The sequence below is a fragment of the Alkalicoccus daliensis genome (genome assembly GCF_900103955.1).
Taxonomy (GTDB): Bacteria; Bacillota; Bacilli; order Bacillales; family Salisediminibacteriaceae; genus Alkalicoccus; species Alkalicoccus daliensis.
Genome location: NZ_FNIL01000009.1, coordinates 119,934 through 138,698, shown reverse-complemented (window position 1 = coordinate 138,698; position 18,765 = coordinate 119,934). Strand labels below are relative to the sequence as shown.

The following is an 18,765-nucleotide window of genomic DNA, read 5'->3' as shown; positions in this document are numbered from 1 at the left end:
AATCTCAGTAACACTTCACGGAAAGTCCCTTCATAGATCCGTTCCAACGATAAAATATCGACCTATGGAACAATTTCTCAGGGAAGCAGGAAAGTGAAGGTTCGGTTGGGTCCCTTATAATTTGGAGTTTTTTTCTGCAAAAAATAAATACAGCAAAGGCATCATGACAGTCGTCATGATGCCTTCTTTATCTTTCTGCTGCATCGCTTTTTTTATTTTTAATTGAAACTAACTGCACAACGACCGCTGCGGCCGCAAAAGCTATAGCGGCATACACAAACCCCTGCATATCTAAGAAAACGACAGCAACTACAGACATCAATGCAAAGATACTCAATACTCCCTGAAGTGCTTTCAGCATATGTTCTCCTCCTATCCTATCCAAACGATCATAATTAATATCACATAAGAAGCCCCGATAGCTGCAAGACCCAGGGAAATCATTCTGCGGGTCCATTTTGGTGAAAGAGGCCCCTGAGAGGAAATTTTTATTTTCGAATACTTCTGCAGCCTATTTCTATAATACACAGTTACTAAAAACAGAATGCCTGCAGTCTGTAATAAGAAAAACACGGAAAATAACCCTGATTCCTCCAGCTGTTCAACCCCTCCTGCCAGCTCCAGCAGTAATGCGTTTAACATACTGTAGGCAAACAGCATGATAAACAATACACTTACAAGCTTCGAAAATTCCCAAAGCCAATAACCCGTTTGACGCATATTCTCATTCCCTTCAATTCTTCTGTTTTTCTTCTATTTTCTTTTCTATATCATTTATCTGCTCCTGCAGCTGTGACAGCTGTTTTTGTTTTTTTCGCAGCATAAGCACTGCATAGATTAATAATGCGCTCACACCAGCAGCTGTAAATAAAGCAGCAACTATATAAAGAACGGTGATACTCTCCATTTACTGCACCTCCGCTTTCGTATTTTAGCATACTCATGCACCATTTGCGTCAACAGACCAAAGTTTCTGTATAATGAAGAATAACTAATGAAAGGACGGTGCTGTTCATGCATTATTTCCAAGAATTTATTAATCGTAAAGATACATATTCCGTAAAGTGGGATTACGCAAAGACTGTATTTAAATCAGAAAACGAACTTCTTCCCATGTGGGTGGCAGATATGGATTTTCATCCGCCGGAAGCAGTGACTGAAGCAATTAAATCCCGGGCAGAACATGGTTTATATGGATATACATTTATTGCAGATGATATGAAAGAAACAATAAAGAAGTGGATGAAAAAACGATTTGGATGGGAGATCCAGAATGAATGGCTTCAATTCAGCCATGGAGTGGTTCCTTCCATCGGCAAAGCAGTACAGGGGCTTACAGAACCCGGCGACAAAATTCTTGTCCAGTCTCCAGTATACCCTCCCTTTTTCTCCATGATAAAAGATAACGACCGCGAACTTGTAAACTGTCCGCTGGAAGAGAAAAATGGGAAATACGTGATTGATTTCCATGCTTTTGAAGAAAAATTGAAAACGGGAGTAAAAATGTTTCTTCTCTGCTCTCCCCATAATCCTGTCGGACGCGTATGGAGCCGGGGAGAACTCCAGCAGATTGCTGACCTCTGCTTGAAATATGAAGTTATTATCATTTCCGATGAGATTCATGGAGATCTGGTATTTCAGCCAAACAAGCAGATCCCCATCGCTTCTTTATCGCCGGAAATTTCTGCCCGCACAATTACCCTTGTGGCGCCCAGCAAAACTTTTAACCTTGCAGGGCTTCAAGCTTCTGCTGTAATTACAGAGAACAAGGATTACCGTCGTGCGCTGGAAAAAATCGATAAGAAAAATGGAGTTTCCATGCTGAATACTTTTGGTGTTCTGGCAATGCAGGCAGCTTACGAGCATGGGGAAAACTGGCTTGAAGAACTGCTCGTATATCTGGATGGAAATGTTCACCTGGTTGATTCTTTTTTACAGGAAGAGCTTCCGCAGATTAAAGCAATAAAGCCCGAAGCTACGTACCTGCTTTGGATAGACTGCCGTGAGACAGGCTTATCAGATGCAGAACTGAACAAACGTTTAATTGAAGAAGGAAGGATTGCTATGAATCCCGGTACTTCCTTCGGTGAAGGGGGCAGTGGATTTGTCCGCATGAACATCGCCTGTCCAAGGGATACGGTTCAAGAAGGCCTGAAAAGGTTAAAGAAGGCTCTCGCTTCTTCATCAGTTTCTTCCTAAGGGGGTAAAGTATGAAAAGTTTCTGGCGTCGATTTCAGGAGCATCAGCTGATTAACTTAGGTGCGCAGTGTGCATATTTTCTTTTATTATCGATTTTTCCATTTCTTCTGGTAATCGTCAGCCTTTTTTCTTTTCTCCCCTTTACGCTGACAGATGTGTATCTACTGCTTGAAAACACTTACGTGCCGCCGGGAGTTTTAATAGTAATTGAAGAGCAGTGGAATGTGCTGACTGATGACACACAGCCTGGTCTTCTGTCCATAGGAGCACTCTTAACATTATGGACTGCTTCGTTGGCTCTTAATTCCATCCTGGGCTCCTTAAATCTTGCTTATAACGTAACGGAAGACCGTGGATTCATTAAGCAGCGTCTTATTGCCATCGTATTAACAATTGCAATGTTCTTTGTTGTTATTGTTGCGCTGGTCATGCAGGTAGCAGGTGTACACGTACAGGAATGGCTCGGTGTGGAAATTATGTTTTTTGAACTGAATCTGCTTCGCTGGCTGCTTAGTTCGGCAATTATTTTTCTAGTGTTCCTCGTTCTTTACTGGATTGGTCCGAGCATGTGGCTCCGTTTTCGGGATGTATATATCGGTGCTCTCGTTGCTACTGCAGGATGGCAGCTTGTTTCTTATGTATTCTCTGTTTATGTAAGCCGCTTTGCTGATTTTGCTGCGACGTATGGAACAATTGGTACCGTCATCGCCGTAATGATCTGGTTTCATCTTATTTCTCTTATCCTTCTCATCGGTGGAGAAATAAACGCTATGAAGAAAGATAAAGAAATATCGAAAAAAGCAGCTGCTCCGTAAGAGAGCAGCTGCTTTTTTGCTAGACCATTAACAAATATCCTACTGCAAACACGTGAGAGACTGTTCCGGCGAGAACGAAAAGATGCCATACTGCATGGTGATATTTAAATCCGCGCCACATATAGAAAACGGCTCCTACTGTATAGAACAGTCCGCCTGCAATCAAGTAATGGAGACCTGCCGCTGGTACTGCCTGCGAAAGGGGTTCCCATATGAATACAATCTGCCAGCCGAGGATGACGTATCCAAGCGTAGATAGAAACATATATTTTTTTACAAAGAATATTTTTAATACAGTGCCCGCCAAGGCAGCGCCCCAGACAATTCCAAACAGCGTCCAACCGACCCATCCTTGTACGGCGATAAAAAGAAACGGAGTATAGGTGCCGGCGATAAAAAAGTAAATCGAGGCATGATCCATAATTTCAAAAGTATCTTTTAATTTTCCTTTCGGCAGCGCATGGAGAACAGTAGAAGAAATATAAAGTACAAGCATGGAAATTCCGAATAAGGCAAAACTGATCACGTGCAGCGATGTAGCGTGAATGGCTGCCTGAACTGTAAGGACAATTAAAGCGGCAAGGCTGAACACGATTCCAATTCCGTGGGTAATAGAATTAACCATCTCTTCTTCTTTAGTAAACTTGTGTGTGCTCATTTATTCTCCTCCGAACTTCGTTACGTAGTTTCAATAACTATATAGTATCATTTTTACATTGAAATTGCTAGTTTTTGTTTACTTACTTTCTTAACAGCCATTATACTGAGAGAAGAAGGAGGCGTTTTTTATGTCCTTAGAAGAAACCCTGGATCATTTAGTTCTGGATAAGCATGTGCAGGTGGAACAGCTTCCCGATTTAGATTTATATATGGATCAGGTGATTCAGCTGTTTGAACTGACCTTCAAAGATCTGAAACGGGATGAAAAAGAAAAAATTATGACAAAAACAATGATTAATAACTATGCTAAAGGAGCACTTCTCTTTCCTAGTAAAAATAAACGCTATTCTAAAGAGCATGTCATGATTATCAGTTTAATTTATGAAATGAAAGGAGCTCTTTCCTTAAAAGATATTAAACATACACTGCAGAAGTCAGAAGTAACAGAAAATGAAGATAAGGAAGCTATCCGCAAGCTTTATAAAAGTTATTTAGCTCTCGGAGAAAAAAATACAGAACGAACAAAAGAAAGTATGAAAGTGCAGTTGAAAGAGATGGAGGAATTAATGGAATCGAAAGATAACGACCCTTACGTTCAGCACGTACTGCTTATTTTGAGCTTTGTTCATCAGAGTAATTTATACCGCAAAGCTGCAGAAAAATTAATAGATGAACTTCCTGAATAATATTCTTTTGAATATTTCATGTTTGAATATTGAAGCAGAATGGTAAATAAGAAAATAGGACGCTGATGAAAGCGTACTTTATCTGTTAAAATATTTGAACTGGAGGAATGAATAAACATGAACCCATTGTACAAAGAATTTTACAGCGACCAGGAAGTTGTGGACGCAGTAACAGGAATTAAAGAAAAAGGTGTATCTGAAGACGATATCTATATCCTGACGCATGATGACGACCGCACAGAACGTGTTGCGGATAATGCGGATGCGAATACAGTCGGAACAGGCGACATGAACTTTGGCACATCTGCCAAAAATGTTTTCCGTAAACAGGGAGATGAACTTCGCGCTAAATTTGAAGAACTTGGGTACTCCAAAGATATGGCGAACGACTTAGAGGAAAAATTAGACGACGGGAAAGTAATCGTTGTAGTAACGAACGCTCCCGACGGTATAGCACTTTAATAGAAGAGATTAAAAGCACCCGGAATCCGTTCCGGGTGCTTTTTTACTGCTTAATTCTTAAACAACCCTGCAGTATATATTTTTAGTGGGAAGCTGGCAATCTGCTCGGGAGTGACCATTGGAAGTGAACGGAACAAAGCCTCATGATAACTACAAGTACTACGACTGCAATCAATTCCCCACCACTGGTCACCCATCCGAGGCCTACGACCACTCCAGGGATTAAGGTCCAGGCAATATATATTTCCTTTTGAAGAAAGAGTGGTTTCCTGCCTGCAAGAACATCTCTGATCATTCCTCCCCCAGTTCCGGTTAGTGCAGCTGCTGCAATGCAGGCACTCAGCGGCAGCCCAATCGAATAAGCAAAAAGAGCACCCTGCACGGAAAATGCCCCCAATCCAATTGCATCAAAGAAAATGCCGCGGCGAAGCAAGGTCCAGCGCACGAGTCGTGGAAATAGAAATGCTATTGTCATTGCTAAAAATGCTACAGTAAACAGCGCTCCCTGATCCCATAGTTCTGATACCGGCAGTCCAATCAGCAGGTTACGCACTGCTCCCCCGCCAAATGCGGTAATAAATCCTAAAATATACACACCCATCAAATCATACCGTTCCTCCAGGGCAACATTTACTCCACTTAAAGCAAAGGCGATCGTCCCAATAACATTTAACGTTTCCCACATATGTATATCCTCCTTTCTAAAAAGTTCTCTTTTTTGAAATTTATATTTTAAAAGCTTTTCACACAGAATTTTCATCCGAATGGCAAAGACCTTCCTCATTTTAAGCGAGTAAGACGGGAAACTCAAGCGAAAGTGAGGTTTTATTCTTACTTACAAAAGGAAAGATACGGGTAGAACCAATTTAAGGAGGATTTTCACATGGCAGAGAAAATGACGTTTCAAGTGGACGGTACAACTCAGAACATGACTTCAAACCTTACGGCAAACGGCCACTCTATTACAATTGATGAACCTGAAAGCATGGGTGGAGAAAATAAAGGACCCGATCCACTGAGTAATATGCTTGCTTCTCTTGCAGGCTGTGAGAATGTAGTTGCAAATATGGTTGCGAAAGAAATGGATTTTGATTTGCGCGGCATTACTTTTTCCGTTCATGGAGAACTGGATCCACGCGGCTTAATGGGAACTGCAGATGTGAGACCTTATTTTCAAAAGGTATCTATTGAAGCAAAATTGGAAACTGATGAATCTGAGGAGAGAATCCAGGAGCTAAAAGAAAAAACAGATGCAAGGTGTCCTGTTTATACAACTCTTGAAGCAGCTGGCGTTGCGCTTTCTTCTGATTGGAAAGGAGTCAAATAATATGGCGTTAAAAGCATTATTTTTAAACACTTCTTTAAAACCATCTACAAGCCCCTCCCACACATCCGCACTTCTTGATGAAGCTGCCTACTGGTATCAGGAAGAAGGAGTGGAAACGAAGGAAATACGTGTCGCAGATTATACAGTGCTTCCCGGAGTGGAGCCTGACATGGGCGATAAGGATGAATGGCCGCAGCTGATGGAAGAAGTAATGGCAGCGGACATTCTCATTATTGGTACGCCGATCTGGATCGGTGAAAAAAGCAGTGTAGCAAAACTTGTCCTGGAAAGACTATCTGCTTCCAGTGGAGAAGCAAATGACCAGGGGCAGGCAATTTACTACAATAAAGTTGCGGGTGTCGTTATCACAGGGAATGAAGATGGTGCGCAGTCTGCAGCTAAGGATATTCTGTTTGCGCTCCAGGATTTCGGCTACACCATTCCACCAAATGTGAATGCCTACTGGGTCGGCGAAGCTGGACCGGGAGACTCCTATATGGATACAGACCGGGACAATGAATTCACAAAAAAGAATGTTAAAATGACTGCTTATAATACAATGCATTTTGCAAGAATCTTAAAAGAAAACCCAATCCCTGCAAAAGGGAATTTAGTAGAATAAGCAGGAAAAATGTCGGACCGAAAAGTGTCTTTTCTTTCTGTATTTTCTATTTGTAACATGAGAAAGCCGCTGAAAAAGTTATCTTTTTCAGCGACTTTCAATTTTACGCCTTTACTTTTTCAGCAAGTTTCTCTGCCCTGTACTGCAAGGCCTGCATAGCTTTCGCCTGATCTATATGCTGCATTACTCTGTCCTTCATAATAAAACGCCCATCTACAATCACATCTTTTACCTCTTCTCCCCTTGCTGCATACACCAGATTTGCAATCACGTTCTCTACAGGGTACAGGAGCACCGGACTGAGCGTTGGCTCTCTTGTATCGATTACGAGCATATCTGCTTTCTTTCCGGCTTCAAGCGACCCAATGTGATGATCCAGCCCATGAACCTTTGCAGCTTCAATTGTTGCCATTTTTAAAGCTTTTAACGCTGGAAACACCTTGGGATCCCGTGCCTTTACCTTATTTAATATCGCTGCAAATTTCATTTCATTGAACATATTGTTCCCATTATTCCCAGGGGCCTGGTCTGACCCGAGAGCTGCTGTTCCCCCGGCCTGTGTGAAGACCTCGACCGGCGGCACAATACCATCAATGATAGCAATGCTGCCAGCACAGTTAATCATTTTCGCACCGCTTTTTGCTGCCTGCTTGGTTTCCTCTTCCGTGGCTTCCGTCAGATGCACTGCAATCAGCCGGCTGTTCAGCAGGTTGTTTTCTTCCAGAAAAGGTATCGATCTCTTTCCGTATCGTTTTTCCAGCTGCAAGATTTCCCGGTCCCCCTGGCAAACATGCATATGTAGATTTGTATCATATCTGACAGCCTCCCGCTCTACCTGTTTTAATAAATCCAGGCTCATCATATCCGGGCCCTGCGGTCCAAACATTACGGAAATACGGCTGTTTTCAGCACCGTGCCATTTTTCGTAAAGCTGAATATTCGCCTGGAGCTTCTGCTCTCCAATCGAAGGATCTAAAGGATATAATTCTCCTACAGGCAGGTCTCCGATATCTTTCGGCATTTCATTAATCATTTCCGCTGCATGTACTCTTACCCCGATAGAAGCATAACTCTCCAACAGGCTGCTCATGTTAGCGTCATAATCAGCAAAAGTGGTTGTCCCTGCGCGGACTCCTTCTATAATGTTCATTACAGAACCCGCCTGCTGATCTTTCAGGTCCATATATTTCATCCAGGGCCAGACACCTTTCTGCATCCAGTTGTCCATGTCCTGCGCCACTCCCCGGACAATCGCATAGCTTGAGTGAATATGGGCATCTATCAGCCCCGGCATCAACAGCTTTCCTTCTGCATCTATCTGCTCCTCCGCCTGCACCTCCCGAAGTACATCTTGTGTCTTTCCTACCGCAATGATTTTATTCCCTTTAATTGCTACTGCCCCATCCGCAAAAAGACCGCCGTTATCACCGGTCATCGGTAAAACATATGCATTTGTCCAGACAACATCTGCTTTCATAGGTAAACGCCTCCTTTATTTGTTTATTATACTGAATGAATTTCATAAGTCGATGTCGTAGTGTTATTTCCGAACAATGAGAACGACTTCCACTTCAGACGGACGCTTCCGTGGGGCTCGTCTTCCCTCGATTCACAGTCAGCAGCGCAAAGCCCGTCCTGCTGTCTTTAAAACCCAGAATCGATTCCGCAGCGAAGCGAGGAAACTGAGGAGCTCATCCAAGGCAGGTCAGTTGCAGCAAAGTTTTCTCTTATCAACAATGAGCATTAACAGAGACATTCATGCAGAAAGAAACTGCACCATGAAAGGTGAAAATTAATACTGCTGTGTAACGAAGGAGAGGACACCCAAAGGACCAGCGCCGTTCGAGAATCCATTTTGGCGGACGATCTTTCCGCCAAAATTAGTCGAGAACAAGCCCTTGGGTAAGCCTCTCCGAAAGTGAAGCAGTATTATTGCTTCTTTTTCTTTATAGCAAAGCTTTTTATTTTCAAGGCAGCTATATTTCAAATAAAGATTTTTTGATTAAGTAAAGCAGCAAGGATTATTATTGAAGATGAAGGCTCATCAACAGCTGTTTCCCACTTCATTTGAATAACATACACAAAGAAAGCCCCGTCAAAAAATATTCAACGGGACTTTCTGTTTCATTTATTATTTTAACTGCGCAAGGCTTTCACGGTTGAAAGCTTCTAAATCATCAGGAGTCCGGCTGGAAACGATGTTTCCGCAGACGACAACTTCTTCGTCAAACAAGTTGGCACCAGCGTGCTTCAGGTCCATCTGAATCGATTTAAAACCTGTCATTTTTCTGCCGTGCAGTACGTCAGCAGTAATTAGAAGCTGCGGACCGTGGCAGATCGCAAATACCGGCTTATCGTGCAGCACGAAATGCTTGGAGAACTCTACAAATTTTTCGTCTCCTCGAAGCAGGTCCGGGGAAAACCCTCCCGGAATAAATAAAGCATCATAATCCTCCGGATTGACGCTGTCAATAGCTTCATCCGCGGTGGCTTTTGCTTCTTCATTTTTTCCTGTTACTTCTTTCCCTTTTTCACTGCTGATTACGATTACTTCGTGTCCGTTATTTTTAAATTCTTCCAATGGGGAAGTATATTCTACATCTTCAAACATATCTGTCATTACACAAGCGATTTTACTCATAACTTACACTTCACTCCTTTGATGAAATTCAAAATTTATAACTATCGTCTGAGCCGCTTAATAATCGACCAGGCGACGACGATCAGTTGGCCTACTGCAATAAGCTTTTTAATTTTTCCCATATCGTCACCTCTTTTCATGTTGGCTTTCTTAGTTTATTTACCCGATTTGAATGAGTTAAAACGATTTAAAAAAATTTCATTTTTTCACAGATATTTGTTGTACATCAGGAGTCCCGGTATAATATGCTGAAAAGGTAGAGCTTCCGGCTGATCTTTTCTCCCGGAATAATAATTGTTACAGGAGGTTTTTATATGATTAATGGCATTGCCCACACTGCTTTTACGGTAGCTGATATGAAGAAATCATTATATTTTTATTGTGAAGTCCTTGGTCTGGAGCATGCATTCCAGGTAAAAAAAGAGAATGGAGAACCGTGGATTGAATATGTAAAAGTTGCTCCAAAGCAGTATATTGAACTATTTCACGGCGGAAAAACTTCTCATACTCCAGCTGCTGATGAAATTGGACCTCATCATTTCTGCCTGCTTGTGGATAATGTGGAAGAAGTAGCAGCTGAACTTAAAAAGAAAGGGCTCGCTTTAACAGTAGAACCTAAGCGCGGCCTCGGGAAAAATGAGCAGTGCTGGATAAATGATCCTGATGGGAACAAAATTGAATTTCTTCAGCCGGATTCAGACTCTCCACATAACCAATAAAAAAGACAGGCTTTCGCTGCACATTTCCGAAAGCCTGTCTTTTTTATATGACGAAAATCTTTTCAATCAAATCTGCTGTCTCTTTCCTTTGCTTAAAACAGTTTCCCGTGTCGATAAAGAAGCGTAAAGAGGCGTTTCAGCGCATGAACATAACAGGTGCTTCTAATTCCCGGCAGTCCTTCTTTAAAGTAAGATACAAAAACTTTTTCACAGCTTTCCGACATATGATTAATCATGTCATTCAGCACTTCTTCTTCTGTATATAAATAAGTGACGCGGTCCTGCTTCCATTCTATATAAGAAACCATTACACCACCGGCATTTGCCAGAATGTCAGGAATGACAATTCTCCCGTCGTTATGAAGATATTCATCCGCAGCTCTATCGATAGGAGCATTTGCTCCTTCTACAAAAACTTTTGCTTTAACAAGCTCTTTATTTAAATCTGTAATCTGATCTTCCACCGCTGCCAAAAACATAACATCCACTTCTTCTGTAAGCAGATCTTCCGGCTGCAATATTTCTGCTTCAATTCCATATTTCTGAAGTGCTTCTTCTGTGACAGGAAGTGTTCTGTATTTTGTCTGATATTCTACAAGCGCCGGAATATCCAGTCCCGCTTTGTTGCGAAGCATTACCTGATGATCACTGACTGCTGTAATCGCATGGTCCAGATCTTCACATTCGTATGCCTGGAGCGCTGCTACACTTCCTACATTTCCGAAACCCTGGACTGCTACAGTGATTTTTTCTGTCCGGATATTTTTATCTACTAGATCGCGCAATAACTGCCACTGCTGCCGGTGTATTCCTTCCGCTATGTCATTTTTATCCGGTGTCTGGCTTGCCCAGTCCTCCACCAGCCACTTATAGCTGTGATACACGCCTCTTCCTGTTGCTTCCCTTCTACCCTGTGCCCCGCCGTTCTCTACACTTTTTCCTGTAAAGGCACCCATGTAATTTTTACCTGGGTGGATTGTTTTGAATTCTCCTACCATCCAGTCCATCGTTTCTTCATTCGTACCCATATCAGGAGCTGGGATATCCCGTGTCGGTCCGATATCCGGAGCAAATCGCTGCACATATTTTTTCGCGATCATGTTCAGCTCCCGTTTGGAGTAATTGTTCGGATGAACTACTACTCCCCCTTTGGCACCTCCATAGGGGAGTTCATGCAAAGCATTTTTTAACGTCATTAATATTGCCAGATTTTCTACTTCACTTTCATTTACCTGGTCACTGAATCGGATCCCGCCTTTATAGAACCCGGCAATATTATTGTGCTGCACCCGGTACGCAGGAATTCTTTCTATTTCTCTGTTATCTCTGGAAACACGGATATAGCTTTTGATTATTTTATCTGTAGTAGTAAGAATTTCAGTTCCTGATTGAAAATACCGTTCCCGGTCCGCTCCGATTTCTTCGAGAAAATTTTCGTCTTTGTACAAGGATTCCATAATGCTTTCAATTAAGTTCTGCGTATCGTGTACTGTCATTTGCTACACACCTTTCTAAAGATAGAATGTCAGCGCTTACTTAACGTTTTTTTTACTGCGCGGCATTTATTGCAGCCAGCGTTTTGTCAGTTCGTTATCAATATCCAGCAGATCCAGCAGTCTGGAAATCGTATGATTGATAATGTCCTCAATGCTCTTAGGTTCATTGTAGAAAGCAGGCATCGGCGGCATCATGATTACTCCCATTCTTGAAAGCTTCAGCATATTTTCCAGGTGAATCTCATGAAGCGGGGTTTCCCGCGGTACCATAATTAATTTTCTTCTTTCCTTTAATACTACATCAGCAGCACGGCTGATAAGGTTATCTGCAAAACCGTGTGCTACAGAACTGAGTGTTTTCATACTGCAGGGAACAATGATCATTGCATCTGTCCGAAAAGAACCGCTGGATATTTTCGCAGCCTGATTCTGCGGGGGATGTACAAAGTCTGCGAGCTCCTTCACCTGAGCTGCCCGATAATCCGTTTCAATCTGAATTGTTTTTTCAGCCCACTCACTGATTATAAGATGCGTTTCTACTTCTTCAAGCTGTGAAAGAACTTCCAGCAGCCGAATTCCATAAATTGCTCCGGTAGACCCGGAAATCCCGATAATAATTCGTTTCTTTTTCATCTTTACTCCTCCCCAGGACAGCTGAATACTATGGTACTTCCTTCGGCGTAATTACTTTTGCTCCAGTTCGCTTCCTTTTAGGCAGCGAACCAAGCAGGTACCATCCCAGTGTACCAAATAGAGAGAATCCTATCGCGTTTACAGCTCCGTGCCAGTAAAACATTTTTTCATAGGAAATAATCGGCTCACCCAGTGTAACCCCAAGAGCATATAAAAAAGTAACTCCCATTGATATCATAAGAGAAATCGAAGCTAACGAAAGGCACAATTTTGACCGAAGGGAAATTTTGGGAAGCATGCAGAGCCACCAGATACTCAGCCAGTATAACAGCACTGCATATATAAACACATATACTAATTCAAGAGGCGGTCCCTGCACAACACCGAGCGCGATTAATGGCGATCCGATCGCTGCGCCGATCGCTAAAAAACGATATGGCGGGCCTGTATATCCTCTTATGGAAATAAGCAGCCGGCCGAAAGCACCTGTCAAAATTGGAATAACTACTGCAGAATAATGGTAATGGACTGCTGTTAATGACATCGTCAATTCATCGTAGGGAAGAAGCCGGTCAATCCCTCCCTGCCACAGTACCAGCCACAGCCCGCCGGCACCGGTAAAAATTAAGCCTGTATCTATAATCGTTTCCTCCGCTGGATATAAGCCGCGTTTCTGAATTCTCCAGGCACCGCATGCTGCGACTGCCAGCATAAACAGGAACCATACGAGAGCAGAGGAAACTGATACAAAAGTATGGTTAAAACTGATGGATATCAATCCAAAAATCCCTGCTAAAAAAGATCGTTTGGATAACCAAGTAAGTAATGATTCTACCTGCAGGTCCGGTCGTTTTGGAACTGCGATATGCAGAAGCAGAGGGATGAGTACTAGAAATGAAAGTGCGAGTGCCGCCTGCACTACATTTATATCTGTGAAAATCAGCCATAACACACCTGCCGCCACACCTGCTGCCACGTTCTTTTTCGCTGTCATGCTGACCGCCCCTTCATTATGTACGTTCCCTGTTTGACTCATTCCCTCAATACTGTCAGATTAAGCTGTTAATTAAGAAAAATAAGGTATTTCCTGCCTGTATTCTTTATTGTATATTGTCAGTAAGAGACGGAGAAATACAATCCGGAAACTTTGTGTTTCAGACCACATATTGCATGTGATTATAACAGCCGGAAGATGAACTTGAACCAACTTTATAATTTTCATTTGAGATTATTCTTACATTCGAATAATATCCGAATGTAAAGCCGGAGATTCACAGAGGATCAGCGCAGCCTGAAGATTCAATAGGACGAGGAATTTTCTCGTCTATTTACCGGAAGGCTGCCATAAAATGCGAGGTGAGTGCAGTGCTGGACTTTCATTCAGAAGAATATCTCGTTTCCCTACGCGGAGAGACCATTCCGCTCCTTAGAAAAGAATTTATGCTGCTGCAGTATCTGCATATAAATTCAGAAAGAACACTTTCCCGGGACCAGCTTCTTCAAGCAGTATGGCCGGAGTCTTTCCCTACAGACCGAACGGTAGATGACCATATATACCGCCTCCGGAAAAAACTCAAGCACTGGCAGGAGAGTGTCTTGATCGAAACAGTAAAGGGCCGCGGCTACAAGCTTTCTCTTGCAGCTGCCCCTGTTTTTCCTCTTGAAGGCGATCCGGCTTTTCAAAATTTAGCAGTCAGCCTGCTAGGCAGATATCACCTTTTCGGCCAGGGAGAAGCTCTTGACACACTCATACGGCAGAAAGAACTTGGAATTAACATTGATATTGAAACAGAAATTATTGTAGCGTTTATGCGCGGAGATTTCCAGCAGCTTCTGTCAAACACACATCTTCCTTTCTCCAAAAGAGCTCTGTATCTGCTCCATATCTACTTTATGTTCTCCACGCAGAAAAAACAGGCGCTTGCTTATCTTGAAAAAGCAGTTGATTTAAAAGTTTTCTCTGAAAATACCCAGATGGAAGCAGAGTTGTTAGCTGCTGTATTGTTTTCAATAATAGCAGAGGAATATAATAACGCGGAAAAGCACATACGGAAAGCCGTGCAGATAGTATCTTCAGAAGAGCATGGATTTTATCCTTTTTTACAGCTGAACAAGCTGATGCTCGCGATGCTTCAGGATAACTCTGCAGAAATCAAAAAGCACCAGGACCATCTTCATTTATTTTTCGAACAAAAACCGTATCAGAGAGAGCTCGGGATTTTTCAAGTCTTAACAGGACTGGAAGAAGAACGGAAAAATAAATCCGGCAGCCGGCATATTGCACAGGGAATGCAGACACTTCATCACTCCCGCTTCCGTTCCCATCAGCTGCTGGCAATAACAATCAGCCGCTTCTTTTTGAGTAAATATTCTTTTTCAGCCTCCGCAGAAAATTTCATATCCGCCGCCTGGGATGATATTACAGCAGAATTTGACCTGGAATTAATTCTTCGCAGTACGGAAGCTGAACTGCAGCTTTATTTATAATAAATTGTTGGTCTGATATCCCTCTGACATTACTTCTTTAACATAGAGGTTAGAAGGAGGGGGTTTCATGAAGGCATTACTGAAAAATAAACCTTATGGGCGGTTATTTGTTTCCTATGCCATTTCTTCTCTGGGAAGATGGTTTGACATGGTGGCTGTAATGATATTATTCGGGTATCTCTGGCAGGCAGAGCCGCTGACGATCGCTTTAATTCCCATCGCATACGCGCTTCCTGCTGTAGTTTTCAGTCAGTTCGCAGCTGTATGGGCGGACAAAATCAATAAAATCCGGCTGATGCAGTCAGCTGATGCAGCAACAGCCATCTTAACTGCCGGACTTATTTTTGCTCCAGGACCGCCTGAAGCCCTGCTGATTCTTACTCTCAGAGCTTGTTTTTCAGTTATCCATTTCCCTGCGCAGCAGTCACTCGTGAAAGAGATCGTTCCGGAAAATCTGATAGTAAAAGCAGTCACTTTGAATGGTTCAGTAAATGAAGCCTCCAAGATTATCGGTCCTTTTCTCGGTGGAGCTCTAGCTGCAGGTTTTTCTCCCCAGCTCTGTATCGCTCTCAATGCAGCCGCTCACCTTTTTTCATCCATGATATTGCATCCGGCAGCGAAAACTGCGGGTGCCCCTTCTGCTTCTTCAATAAAACAGTTTTCCTTTTGGGAAAACTGGAAAGATGGCTGGCTGTATGTTGTGCGTCACAGACCCCTTTGGCTCAGCATATCCTTTGTACTAGCAGCACTTTTTTTCCTGCAGATGGTGGATGTACAGATTGCTGTACTGCTTCGTAATACAGCTCCGGGACAGCCGGAGCTGATCGGCTGGATTATGGGTTCCTCCGGCACGGGAGCACTTATTATGATGATCTTGCTGCAGCGGCTGAAAGAAATACGTTTGTACGGTATATTTCTCGGGTGCAGTATGCTGTTACTAGGTGCCGGCTTTGGAGGAATCGGTATATTCCATCAAGGGATGCCCGTTTTATTTCCAGTGATCTGTGGATTTGCTGCAGGACTTGGAGTGGGGATCTTCAGTGTAACGATTGGTGCTGTGCTGCACCGGGAAACTTCTGAGGCTTCCATTACAAGAGTTTCGGGAATATATAATTCTCTCAGCAACTCTGTTGTTCTCGCTGCTCCACTTGCCGGCGGGGTGCTCACAGGAATTTTTTCGCCCGTATATGTTTTTTTGGCTGTCGCATCTGCTTTATTATTTCTTGGCAGTCTCGGCATTGCTTTCCAAAAAATCTTTTTCGCTCCTCCTGATCATAAAACTTCCTTTTCCTCCAGAGAAGCTGCTTCCGGAGATTAGTGTTTAGTCAGGAGACATTTAGTAAACAGCTCCCTATATTTTTGCATGTATTCTCATCCGATTGAGCTGATTCGCAGAGAGACGCCCCTTAACAATCGATCCTCTGTGGATGAAACATAAAGATAAAAACTACTTTTACGGCTAAAAGTAAAGGACTGTTGAAAAAGTACTTTTTTTGTATAAGTATATGATTTTATGCTTTTGCCTCCGAAGTGTCGCTTTCCGGAGGGAACTCTCTCAGCTAACCTGCCTTCTTAAAAGAGGAGCATGGCTTCACGCAGCCAAATCACTGGAAAGCAAAGAGCTCTTTCCAGTGATTTCAAGATCATTGGCTGGTTTTGCACATGCTTACTATATCTTCCCAGTAAGAACGTCTGGGAAGATATAAGAATCGTTCTTCATCCTCCAGGAGTCGACTCTTCTGCGACTCCAGCATAATTAAGGGAGGCAATGGTTTTTATACGAAACCGCAGAAATATGGACACTTTTTCTTCGGAAATAACTTTTCTCCATAGCGCCCGGCGGTGACAGCGGGATTAAAGCGCAGTCTGAAGATCCTTTGTAATGCCGGGAGGCATTGCAAATAGCTGAAGACCAGCCCCACGGCAAAGGTTCCGCCGGAAAGCGGAGGAAAACCTATACACAGCAAATCATAAACATACAAAATTTCTTACTTTATAAACACTCTTAAAGGACTGTTCTCCTCTGGGAGAACAGTCCTTTCATATTATGGTTTTATAGTTTTATAGTTTTATGGTTTTATGGTTTTAAAGTTTTCCAGCTGTCGACATGGTGAACGGCAAATCCTCCAAAAGCAGAATTTCCTCCGTAATGCTTTTTCACAAGTTCAAGCTGCTGGTTCATATATGCTTCCCCTTCTTCAAAGAAGCTGACTTGATTTCCTTCATAAGATTTCATTGTTTCTACACCCACAGTAATTGGTGTACTATGTTTCTGTCCGAAGGCCATTTCCTGTTTTACAATTTCAATCAGCATTGGGGCACTGTCACGATATGACATTAACGTAATTCCATCCATTTTTTCAATTGCCCACTCTGCAAGATTCCCTTTACCGTAAGTGTTATTGTAGCTGATTTCGTCGAACCAGAAAGGAAGGTCAGCTTCCATCGGGAGATTCATAGCTGCTGCCTGCTGTTTTCCATTCATGAGCAGTTTTTGAAAATCCAGCACAGTCCTTGCCTGATTTTTCTTCCAGCCGCTTAATAAATACGGTTCTACATCCAGATGAATTCCTGAAAATTTTGCTGCAGCAGGTGCCTGCTTTTGATAGTCCCCTACCCATTTCATCATTGTATTAAGGTGACGATCCCCTTTATTTGCTGCCCAGTCCGGGGCTCCATCAAGTGCATAAATTTTCATGTTTTTCGCAGTGGCCTTTTCAATAAAACTTCTATATGACTGCATTGGTACGTCCCGGTCAACCTGCACATATACTTTGTTTACCTTTTTGCTTTCCAGAAAAGCGAGCGTTCCTGCCTCATCCTGTACAAACATCCAAGGATTCCATAGCCACGTAGCTTTTGTTTCGGAAGAAGACGCAAACACGGATAGGGCTCCTGTACTAGTTAACATCATACATACCACCAAAAATAATAATACTTTCTTTTTCATAATAAATACCCCCTTTTGTGATAGCCGAGGCTCACAAAAAAGGGCCCGGCAGCCTGACTACCATACACTTTTTCAAGTGGTTAGGCTCATGGCTTTGCGTCCTTTTCTTTCGAAAAGTTTGCCTTTATCAGTTGTTAGATTTGTATTAATTATATATGTATTCCACTATAGTGGAATGTGCCTTAGGAACTATGTTAATTGGGTATTTCGATGATTAGTTCACTAAAGGGAACAATTTATCAAATTACTCGTCCTGATTGCTGCTTTAAATAAAAGCTGCTTTGTAAATAAAGGTTCTTCAAAAAGAAGTAATACTGCTGCTTTACTTTCGGAGAGGATTACCCAAGGGCTTGTTCTAAGAAAGGTGTGTCTGCTGCGGGGAATTCTTTAGCTGCTCAATTAATAAGCAGCGTTCCGCACAGTTAATCGAAGCAAGCTAAAGGCTGTCTTTCTTAGATAGAACTTTAATTTGTACTGTTATTCTATCAAAAGAGCCCCTTTCATTTCAGAAAGAGGCTCCCCCATATTATTGAAATACTTTTGTCCATTCAGATCGTTTTTCCAGCATATCCGAAGCTATGTCTTTTGCTCCTTCAAGTGAATGAGAGGCTGCCCAGCCACACTGCACTTCGTTGCATGCAGGAACTTCGTCCGCTTCCAGTACATCTTTCAGCGTCTTTTCTACTAATTCCAGTACCCCTTCATAATCATCATCGTTAATCAGGCTTAAATAAAATCCAGTCTGACAGCCCATTGGAGAAATATCCACGATTCTTTCATGGTGATTCCGGCTGAACTCTGCCATCATATGCTCCAAGGAATGCAGGCCAGGCATATCCATGTGCTCTTTATTTGGCTGGCAGAAGCGAAGGTCATATTTATAAATCGTATCTTCTGTTCCTTCCACTTTGCCTGCGAGTCGGATATAAGGAGCCTCTACTTTGGTATGGTCTAAATTAAAGCTTTCCACGTTCATTTTTTGTACCATATATAATGTCCTCCTTGAATTTTCAGTCTTTTATTATTTTAACATGACTTTCAGCTATTTTTCAGCTATTAATGAAGAAG

21 protein-coding genes and 1 riboswitch are annotated in these 18,765 nt (G+C 42.5%); of the genes, 9 read left to right on the top strand and 12 right to left on the bottom strand.

The features are described 5' to 3' along the window. Positions 1 to 187: 187 nt before the first annotated feature. Genes BLP92_RS18070 through BLP92_RS18065 form a run of 3 tightly spaced genes read right to left on the bottom strand, consistent with a single transcriptional unit; the run spans position 188 to position 907 of the window. On the bottom strand, positions 188 to 361 hold the full coding sequence (locus BLP92_RS18070; protein WP_175444298.1) for a hypothetical protein: 174 nt from the start codon (positions 359 to 361) through the stop codon (positions 188 to 190). A gap of 11 nt (positions 362 to 372) precedes the next feature. Beyond that, positions 373 to 720: a hypothetical protein gene (locus tag BLP92_RS13510; protein WP_090843492.1), complete on the bottom strand. Its 348-nt coding sequence runs from the start codon at positions 718 to 720 to the stop codon at positions 373 to 375. A 13-nt stretch (positions 721 to 733) separates the two neighbouring features. Continuing rightward, entirely contained in the window at positions 734 to 907 is a 174-nt protein-coding gene (locus tag BLP92_RS18065) for a hypothetical protein (RefSeq protein WP_175444297.1), read from the bottom strand. A gap of 107 nt (positions 908 to 1,014) precedes the next feature. Here BLP92_RS18065 and BLP92_RS13505 point away from each other — a divergent pair, with 107 nt between their 5' ends. After that, positions 1,015 to 2,199, top strand: coding sequence for a MalY/PatB family protein (locus tag BLP92_RS13505; RefSeq protein ID WP_090843491.1), 1,185 nt, complete (start codon positions 1,015 to 1,017; stop codon positions 2,197 to 2,199). 11 nt (positions 2,200 to 2,210) lie between these two features. Further along, positions 2,211 to 3,014, top strand: a complete 804-nt coding sequence (locus BLP92_RS13500) for a YihY/virulence factor BrkB family protein (RefSeq protein ID WP_090843490.1) — start codon at positions 2,211 to 2,213, stop codon at positions 3,012 to 3,014. Positions 3,015 to 3,033: 19 nt separating this feature from the next. Here BLP92_RS13500 and trhA read toward each other — a convergent pair whose 3' ends face one another. Continuing rightward, complete coding sequence (trhA, locus tag BLP92_RS13495) at positions 3,034 to 3,672, bottom strand: PAQR family membrane homeostasis protein TrhA (protein WP_090843489.1); 639 nt, start codon at positions 3,670 to 3,672, stop codon at positions 3,034 to 3,036. A 130-nt stretch (positions 3,673 to 3,802) separates the two neighbouring features. Between trhA and BLP92_RS13490 the strand changes: the two genes are divergently transcribed. Together BLP92_RS13490 and BLP92_RS13485 are read left to right on the top strand one after the other, a co-directional pair. After that, positions 3,803 to 4,360, top strand: coding sequence for a DUF1836 domain-containing protein (locus BLP92_RS13490; RefSeq protein ID WP_090843488.1), 558 nt, complete (start codon positions 3,803 to 3,805; stop codon positions 4,358 to 4,360). Between the two features lie 117 nt (positions 4,361 to 4,477). After that, positions 4,478 to 4,822 (top strand): YflT domain-containing protein, encoded by a 345-nt coding sequence (locus BLP92_RS13485; RefSeq protein WP_090843487.1) that lies wholly within the window; start codon positions 4,478 to 4,480, stop codon positions 4,820 to 4,822. 82 nt (positions 4,823 to 4,904) lie between these two features. Here BLP92_RS13485 and BLP92_RS13480 read toward each other — a convergent pair whose 3' ends face one another. Further along, on the bottom strand, positions 4,905 to 5,507 hold the full coding sequence (locus BLP92_RS13480; protein WP_090843486.1) for a trimeric intracellular cation channel family protein: 603 nt from the start codon (positions 5,505 to 5,507) through the stop codon (positions 4,905 to 4,907). 198 nt (positions 5,508 to 5,705) lie between these two features. Between BLP92_RS13480 and BLP92_RS13475 the strand changes: the two genes are divergently transcribed. Both BLP92_RS13475 and BLP92_RS13470 read left to right on the top strand, forming a co-directional pair. Then, positions 5,706 to 6,149: an OsmC family protein gene (locus BLP92_RS13475; RefSeq protein WP_090843485.1), complete on the top strand. Its 444-nt coding sequence runs from the start codon at positions 5,706 to 5,708 to the stop codon at positions 6,147 to 6,149. Between the two features lies 1 nt (position 6,150). Further along, entirely contained in the window at positions 6,151 to 6,771 is a 621-nt protein-coding gene (locus tag BLP92_RS13470; protein ID WP_090843484.1) for a flavodoxin family protein, read from the top strand. Positions 6,772 to 6,874: 103 nt separating this feature from the next. On the opposite strand, the gene BLP92_RS13465 is transcribed toward BLP92_RS13470, so the two are convergent. Next, on the bottom strand, positions 6,875 to 8,248 hold the full coding sequence (locus BLP92_RS13465; RefSeq protein WP_090843483.1) for an amidohydrolase family protein: 1,374 nt from the start codon (positions 8,246 to 8,248) through the stop codon (positions 6,875 to 6,877). A gap of 654 nt (positions 8,249 to 8,902) precedes the next feature. Next, positions 8,903 to 9,412, bottom strand: coding sequence for a type 1 glutamine amidotransferase domain-containing protein (locus tag BLP92_RS13460; RefSeq protein WP_090843482.1), 510 nt, complete (start codon positions 9,410 to 9,412; stop codon positions 8,903 to 8,905). 314 nt (positions 9,413 to 9,726) lie between these two features. Here BLP92_RS13460 and BLP92_RS13455 point away from each other — a divergent pair, with 314 nt between their 5' ends. Then, positions 9,727 to 10,131: a VOC family protein gene (locus BLP92_RS13455; RefSeq protein WP_090843481.1), complete on the top strand. Its 405-nt coding sequence runs from the start codon at positions 9,727 to 9,729 to the stop codon at positions 10,129 to 10,131. 92 nt (positions 10,132 to 10,223) lie between these two features. Here BLP92_RS13455 and BLP92_RS13450 read toward each other — a convergent pair whose 3' ends face one another. The 3 genes from BLP92_RS13450 to BLP92_RS13440 form a co-directional block, all read right to left on the bottom strand. After that, positions 10,224 to 11,627, bottom strand: coding sequence for a Glu/Leu/Phe/Val family dehydrogenase (locus BLP92_RS13450; RefSeq protein ID WP_090843480.1), 1,404 nt, complete (start codon positions 11,625 to 11,627; stop codon positions 10,224 to 10,226). A gap of 66 nt (positions 11,628 to 11,693) precedes the next feature. Then, positions 11,694 to 12,260, bottom strand: a complete 567-nt coding sequence (locus BLP92_RS13445; protein ID WP_090843479.1) for a non-oxidative hydroxyarylic acid decarboxylases subunit B — start codon at positions 12,258 to 12,260, stop codon at positions 11,694 to 11,696. A gap of 28 nt (positions 12,261 to 12,288) precedes the next feature. Further along, positions 12,289 to 13,254, bottom strand: coding sequence for a YndJ family protein (locus tag BLP92_RS13440; protein ID WP_175444296.1), 966 nt, complete (start codon positions 13,252 to 13,254; stop codon positions 12,289 to 12,291). A gap of 371 nt (positions 13,255 to 13,625) precedes the next feature. On the opposite strand from BLP92_RS13440, the gene BLP92_RS13435 reads away from it, so the two are divergent. Together BLP92_RS13435 and BLP92_RS13430 are read left to right on the top strand one after the other, a co-directional pair. Next, positions 13,626 to 14,747: a winged helix-turn-helix domain-containing protein gene (locus BLP92_RS13435; RefSeq protein WP_090843477.1), complete on the top strand. Its 1,122-nt coding sequence runs from the start codon at positions 13,626 to 13,628 to the stop codon at positions 14,745 to 14,747. A gap of 67 nt (positions 14,748 to 14,814) precedes the next feature. After that, the gene (locus BLP92_RS13430; protein ID WP_090843476.1) at positions 14,815 to 16,065 is read left to right on the top strand and encodes an MFS transporter; all 1,251 of its coding nucleotides are present in this window, start codon (positions 14,815 to 14,817) and stop codon (positions 16,063 to 16,065) included. Positions 16,066 to 16,824: 759 nt separating this feature from the next. Here BLP92_RS13430 and BLP92_RS13425 read toward each other — a convergent pair. Both BLP92_RS13425 and BLP92_RS13420 read right to left on the bottom strand, forming a co-directional pair. Further along, positions 16,825 to 17,697 (bottom strand): amidase, encoded by an 873-nt coding sequence (locus BLP92_RS13425; RefSeq protein WP_090843475.1) that lies wholly within the window; start codon positions 17,695 to 17,697, stop codon positions 16,825 to 16,827. 44 nt (positions 17,698 to 17,741) lie between these two features. Then, a riboswitch (cyclic di-GMP riboswitch) is annotated at positions 17,742 to 17,830 on the bottom strand. A gap of 393 nt (positions 17,831 to 18,223) precedes the next feature. Beyond that, a complete protein-coding gene (locus BLP92_RS13420) occupies positions 18,224 to 18,685 on the bottom strand; it encodes an S-ribosylhomocysteine lyase (protein WP_090843474.1) in 462 nt (153 codons plus the stop codon). Between the last annotated feature and the right edge of the window lie 80 nt (positions 18,686 to 18,765).

Excerpts from the sequence above, each read along its gene's own strand:
- BLP92_RS13500 (WP_090843490.1), top strand. The coding sequence starts at position 2,211 with ATGAAAAGTTTCTGGCGTCGATTTCAGGAGCATCAGCTGATTAACTTA.
- BLP92_RS13455 (WP_090843481.1), top strand. The coding sequence starts at position 9,727 with ATGATTAATGGCATTGCCCACACTGCTTTTACGGTAGCTGATATGAAG.
- BLP92_RS18070 (WP_175444298.1), bottom strand. The coding sequence starts at position 361 with ATGCTGAAAGCACTTCAGGGAGTATTGAGTATCTTTGCATTGATGTCT.
- BLP92_RS13490 (WP_090843488.1), top strand. The coding sequence starts at position 3,803 with ATGTCCTTAGAAGAAACCCTGGATCATTTAGTTCTGGATAAGCATGTG.
- BLP92_RS13420 (WP_090843474.1), bottom strand. The coding sequence starts at position 18,685 with ATGGTACAAAAAATGAACGTGGAAAGCTTTAATTTAGACCATACCAAA.
- BLP92_RS13450 (WP_090843480.1), bottom strand. The coding sequence starts at position 11,627 with ATGACAGTACACGATACGCAGAACTTAATTGAAAGCATTATGGAATCC.
- BLP92_RS13475 (WP_090843485.1), top strand. The coding sequence starts at position 5,706 with ATGGCAGAGAAAATGACGTTTCAAGTGGACGGTACAACTCAGAACATG.
- BLP92_RS13445 (WP_090843479.1), bottom strand. The coding sequence starts at position 12,260 with ATGAAAAAGAAACGAATTATTATCGGGATTTCCGGGTCTACCGGAGCA.
- BLP92_RS13470 (WP_090843484.1), top strand. The coding sequence starts at position 6,151 with ATGGCGTTAAAAGCATTATTTTTAAACACTTCTTTAAAACCATCTACA.
- BLP92_RS13505 (WP_090843491.1), top strand. The coding sequence starts at position 1,015 with ATGCATTATTTCCAAGAATTTATTAATCGTAAAGATACATATTCCGTA.
- BLP92_RS13440 (WP_175444296.1), bottom strand. The coding sequence starts at position 13,254 with ATGACAGCGAAAAAGAACGTGGCAGCAGGTGTGGCGGCAGGTGTGTTA.
- BLP92_RS13510 (WP_090843492.1), bottom strand. The coding sequence starts at position 720 with ATGCGTCAAACGGGTTATTGGCTTTGGGAATTTTCGAAGCTTGTAAGT.
- BLP92_RS18065 (WP_175444297.1), bottom strand. The coding sequence starts at position 907 with ATGGAGAGTATCACCGTTCTTTATATAGTTGCTGCTTTATTTACAGCT.
- BLP92_RS13460 (WP_090843482.1), bottom strand. The coding sequence starts at position 9,412 with ATGAGTAAAATCGCTTGTGTAATGACAGATATGTTTGAAGATGTAGAA.
- BLP92_RS13425 (WP_090843475.1), bottom strand. The coding sequence starts at position 17,697 with ATGAAAAAGAAAGTATTATTATTTTTGGTGGTATGTATGATGTTAACT.
- trhA (WP_090843489.1), bottom strand. The coding sequence starts at position 3,672 with ATGAGCACACACAAGTTTACTAAAGAAGAAGAGATGGTTAATTCTATT.
- BLP92_RS13480 (WP_090843486.1), bottom strand. The coding sequence starts at position 5,507 with ATGTGGGAAACGTTAAATGTTATTGGGACGATCGCCTTTGCTTTAAGT.
- BLP92_RS13485 (WP_090843487.1), top strand. The coding sequence starts at position 4,478 with ATGAACCCATTGTACAAAGAATTTTACAGCGACCAGGAAGTTGTGGAC.
- BLP92_RS13430 (WP_090843476.1), top strand. The coding sequence starts at position 14,815 with ATGAAGGCATTACTGAAAAATAAACCTTATGGGCGGTTATTTGTTTCC.
- BLP92_RS13465 (WP_090843483.1), bottom strand. The coding sequence starts at position 8,248 with ATGAAAGCAGATGTTGTCTGGACAAATGCATATGTTTTACCGATGACC.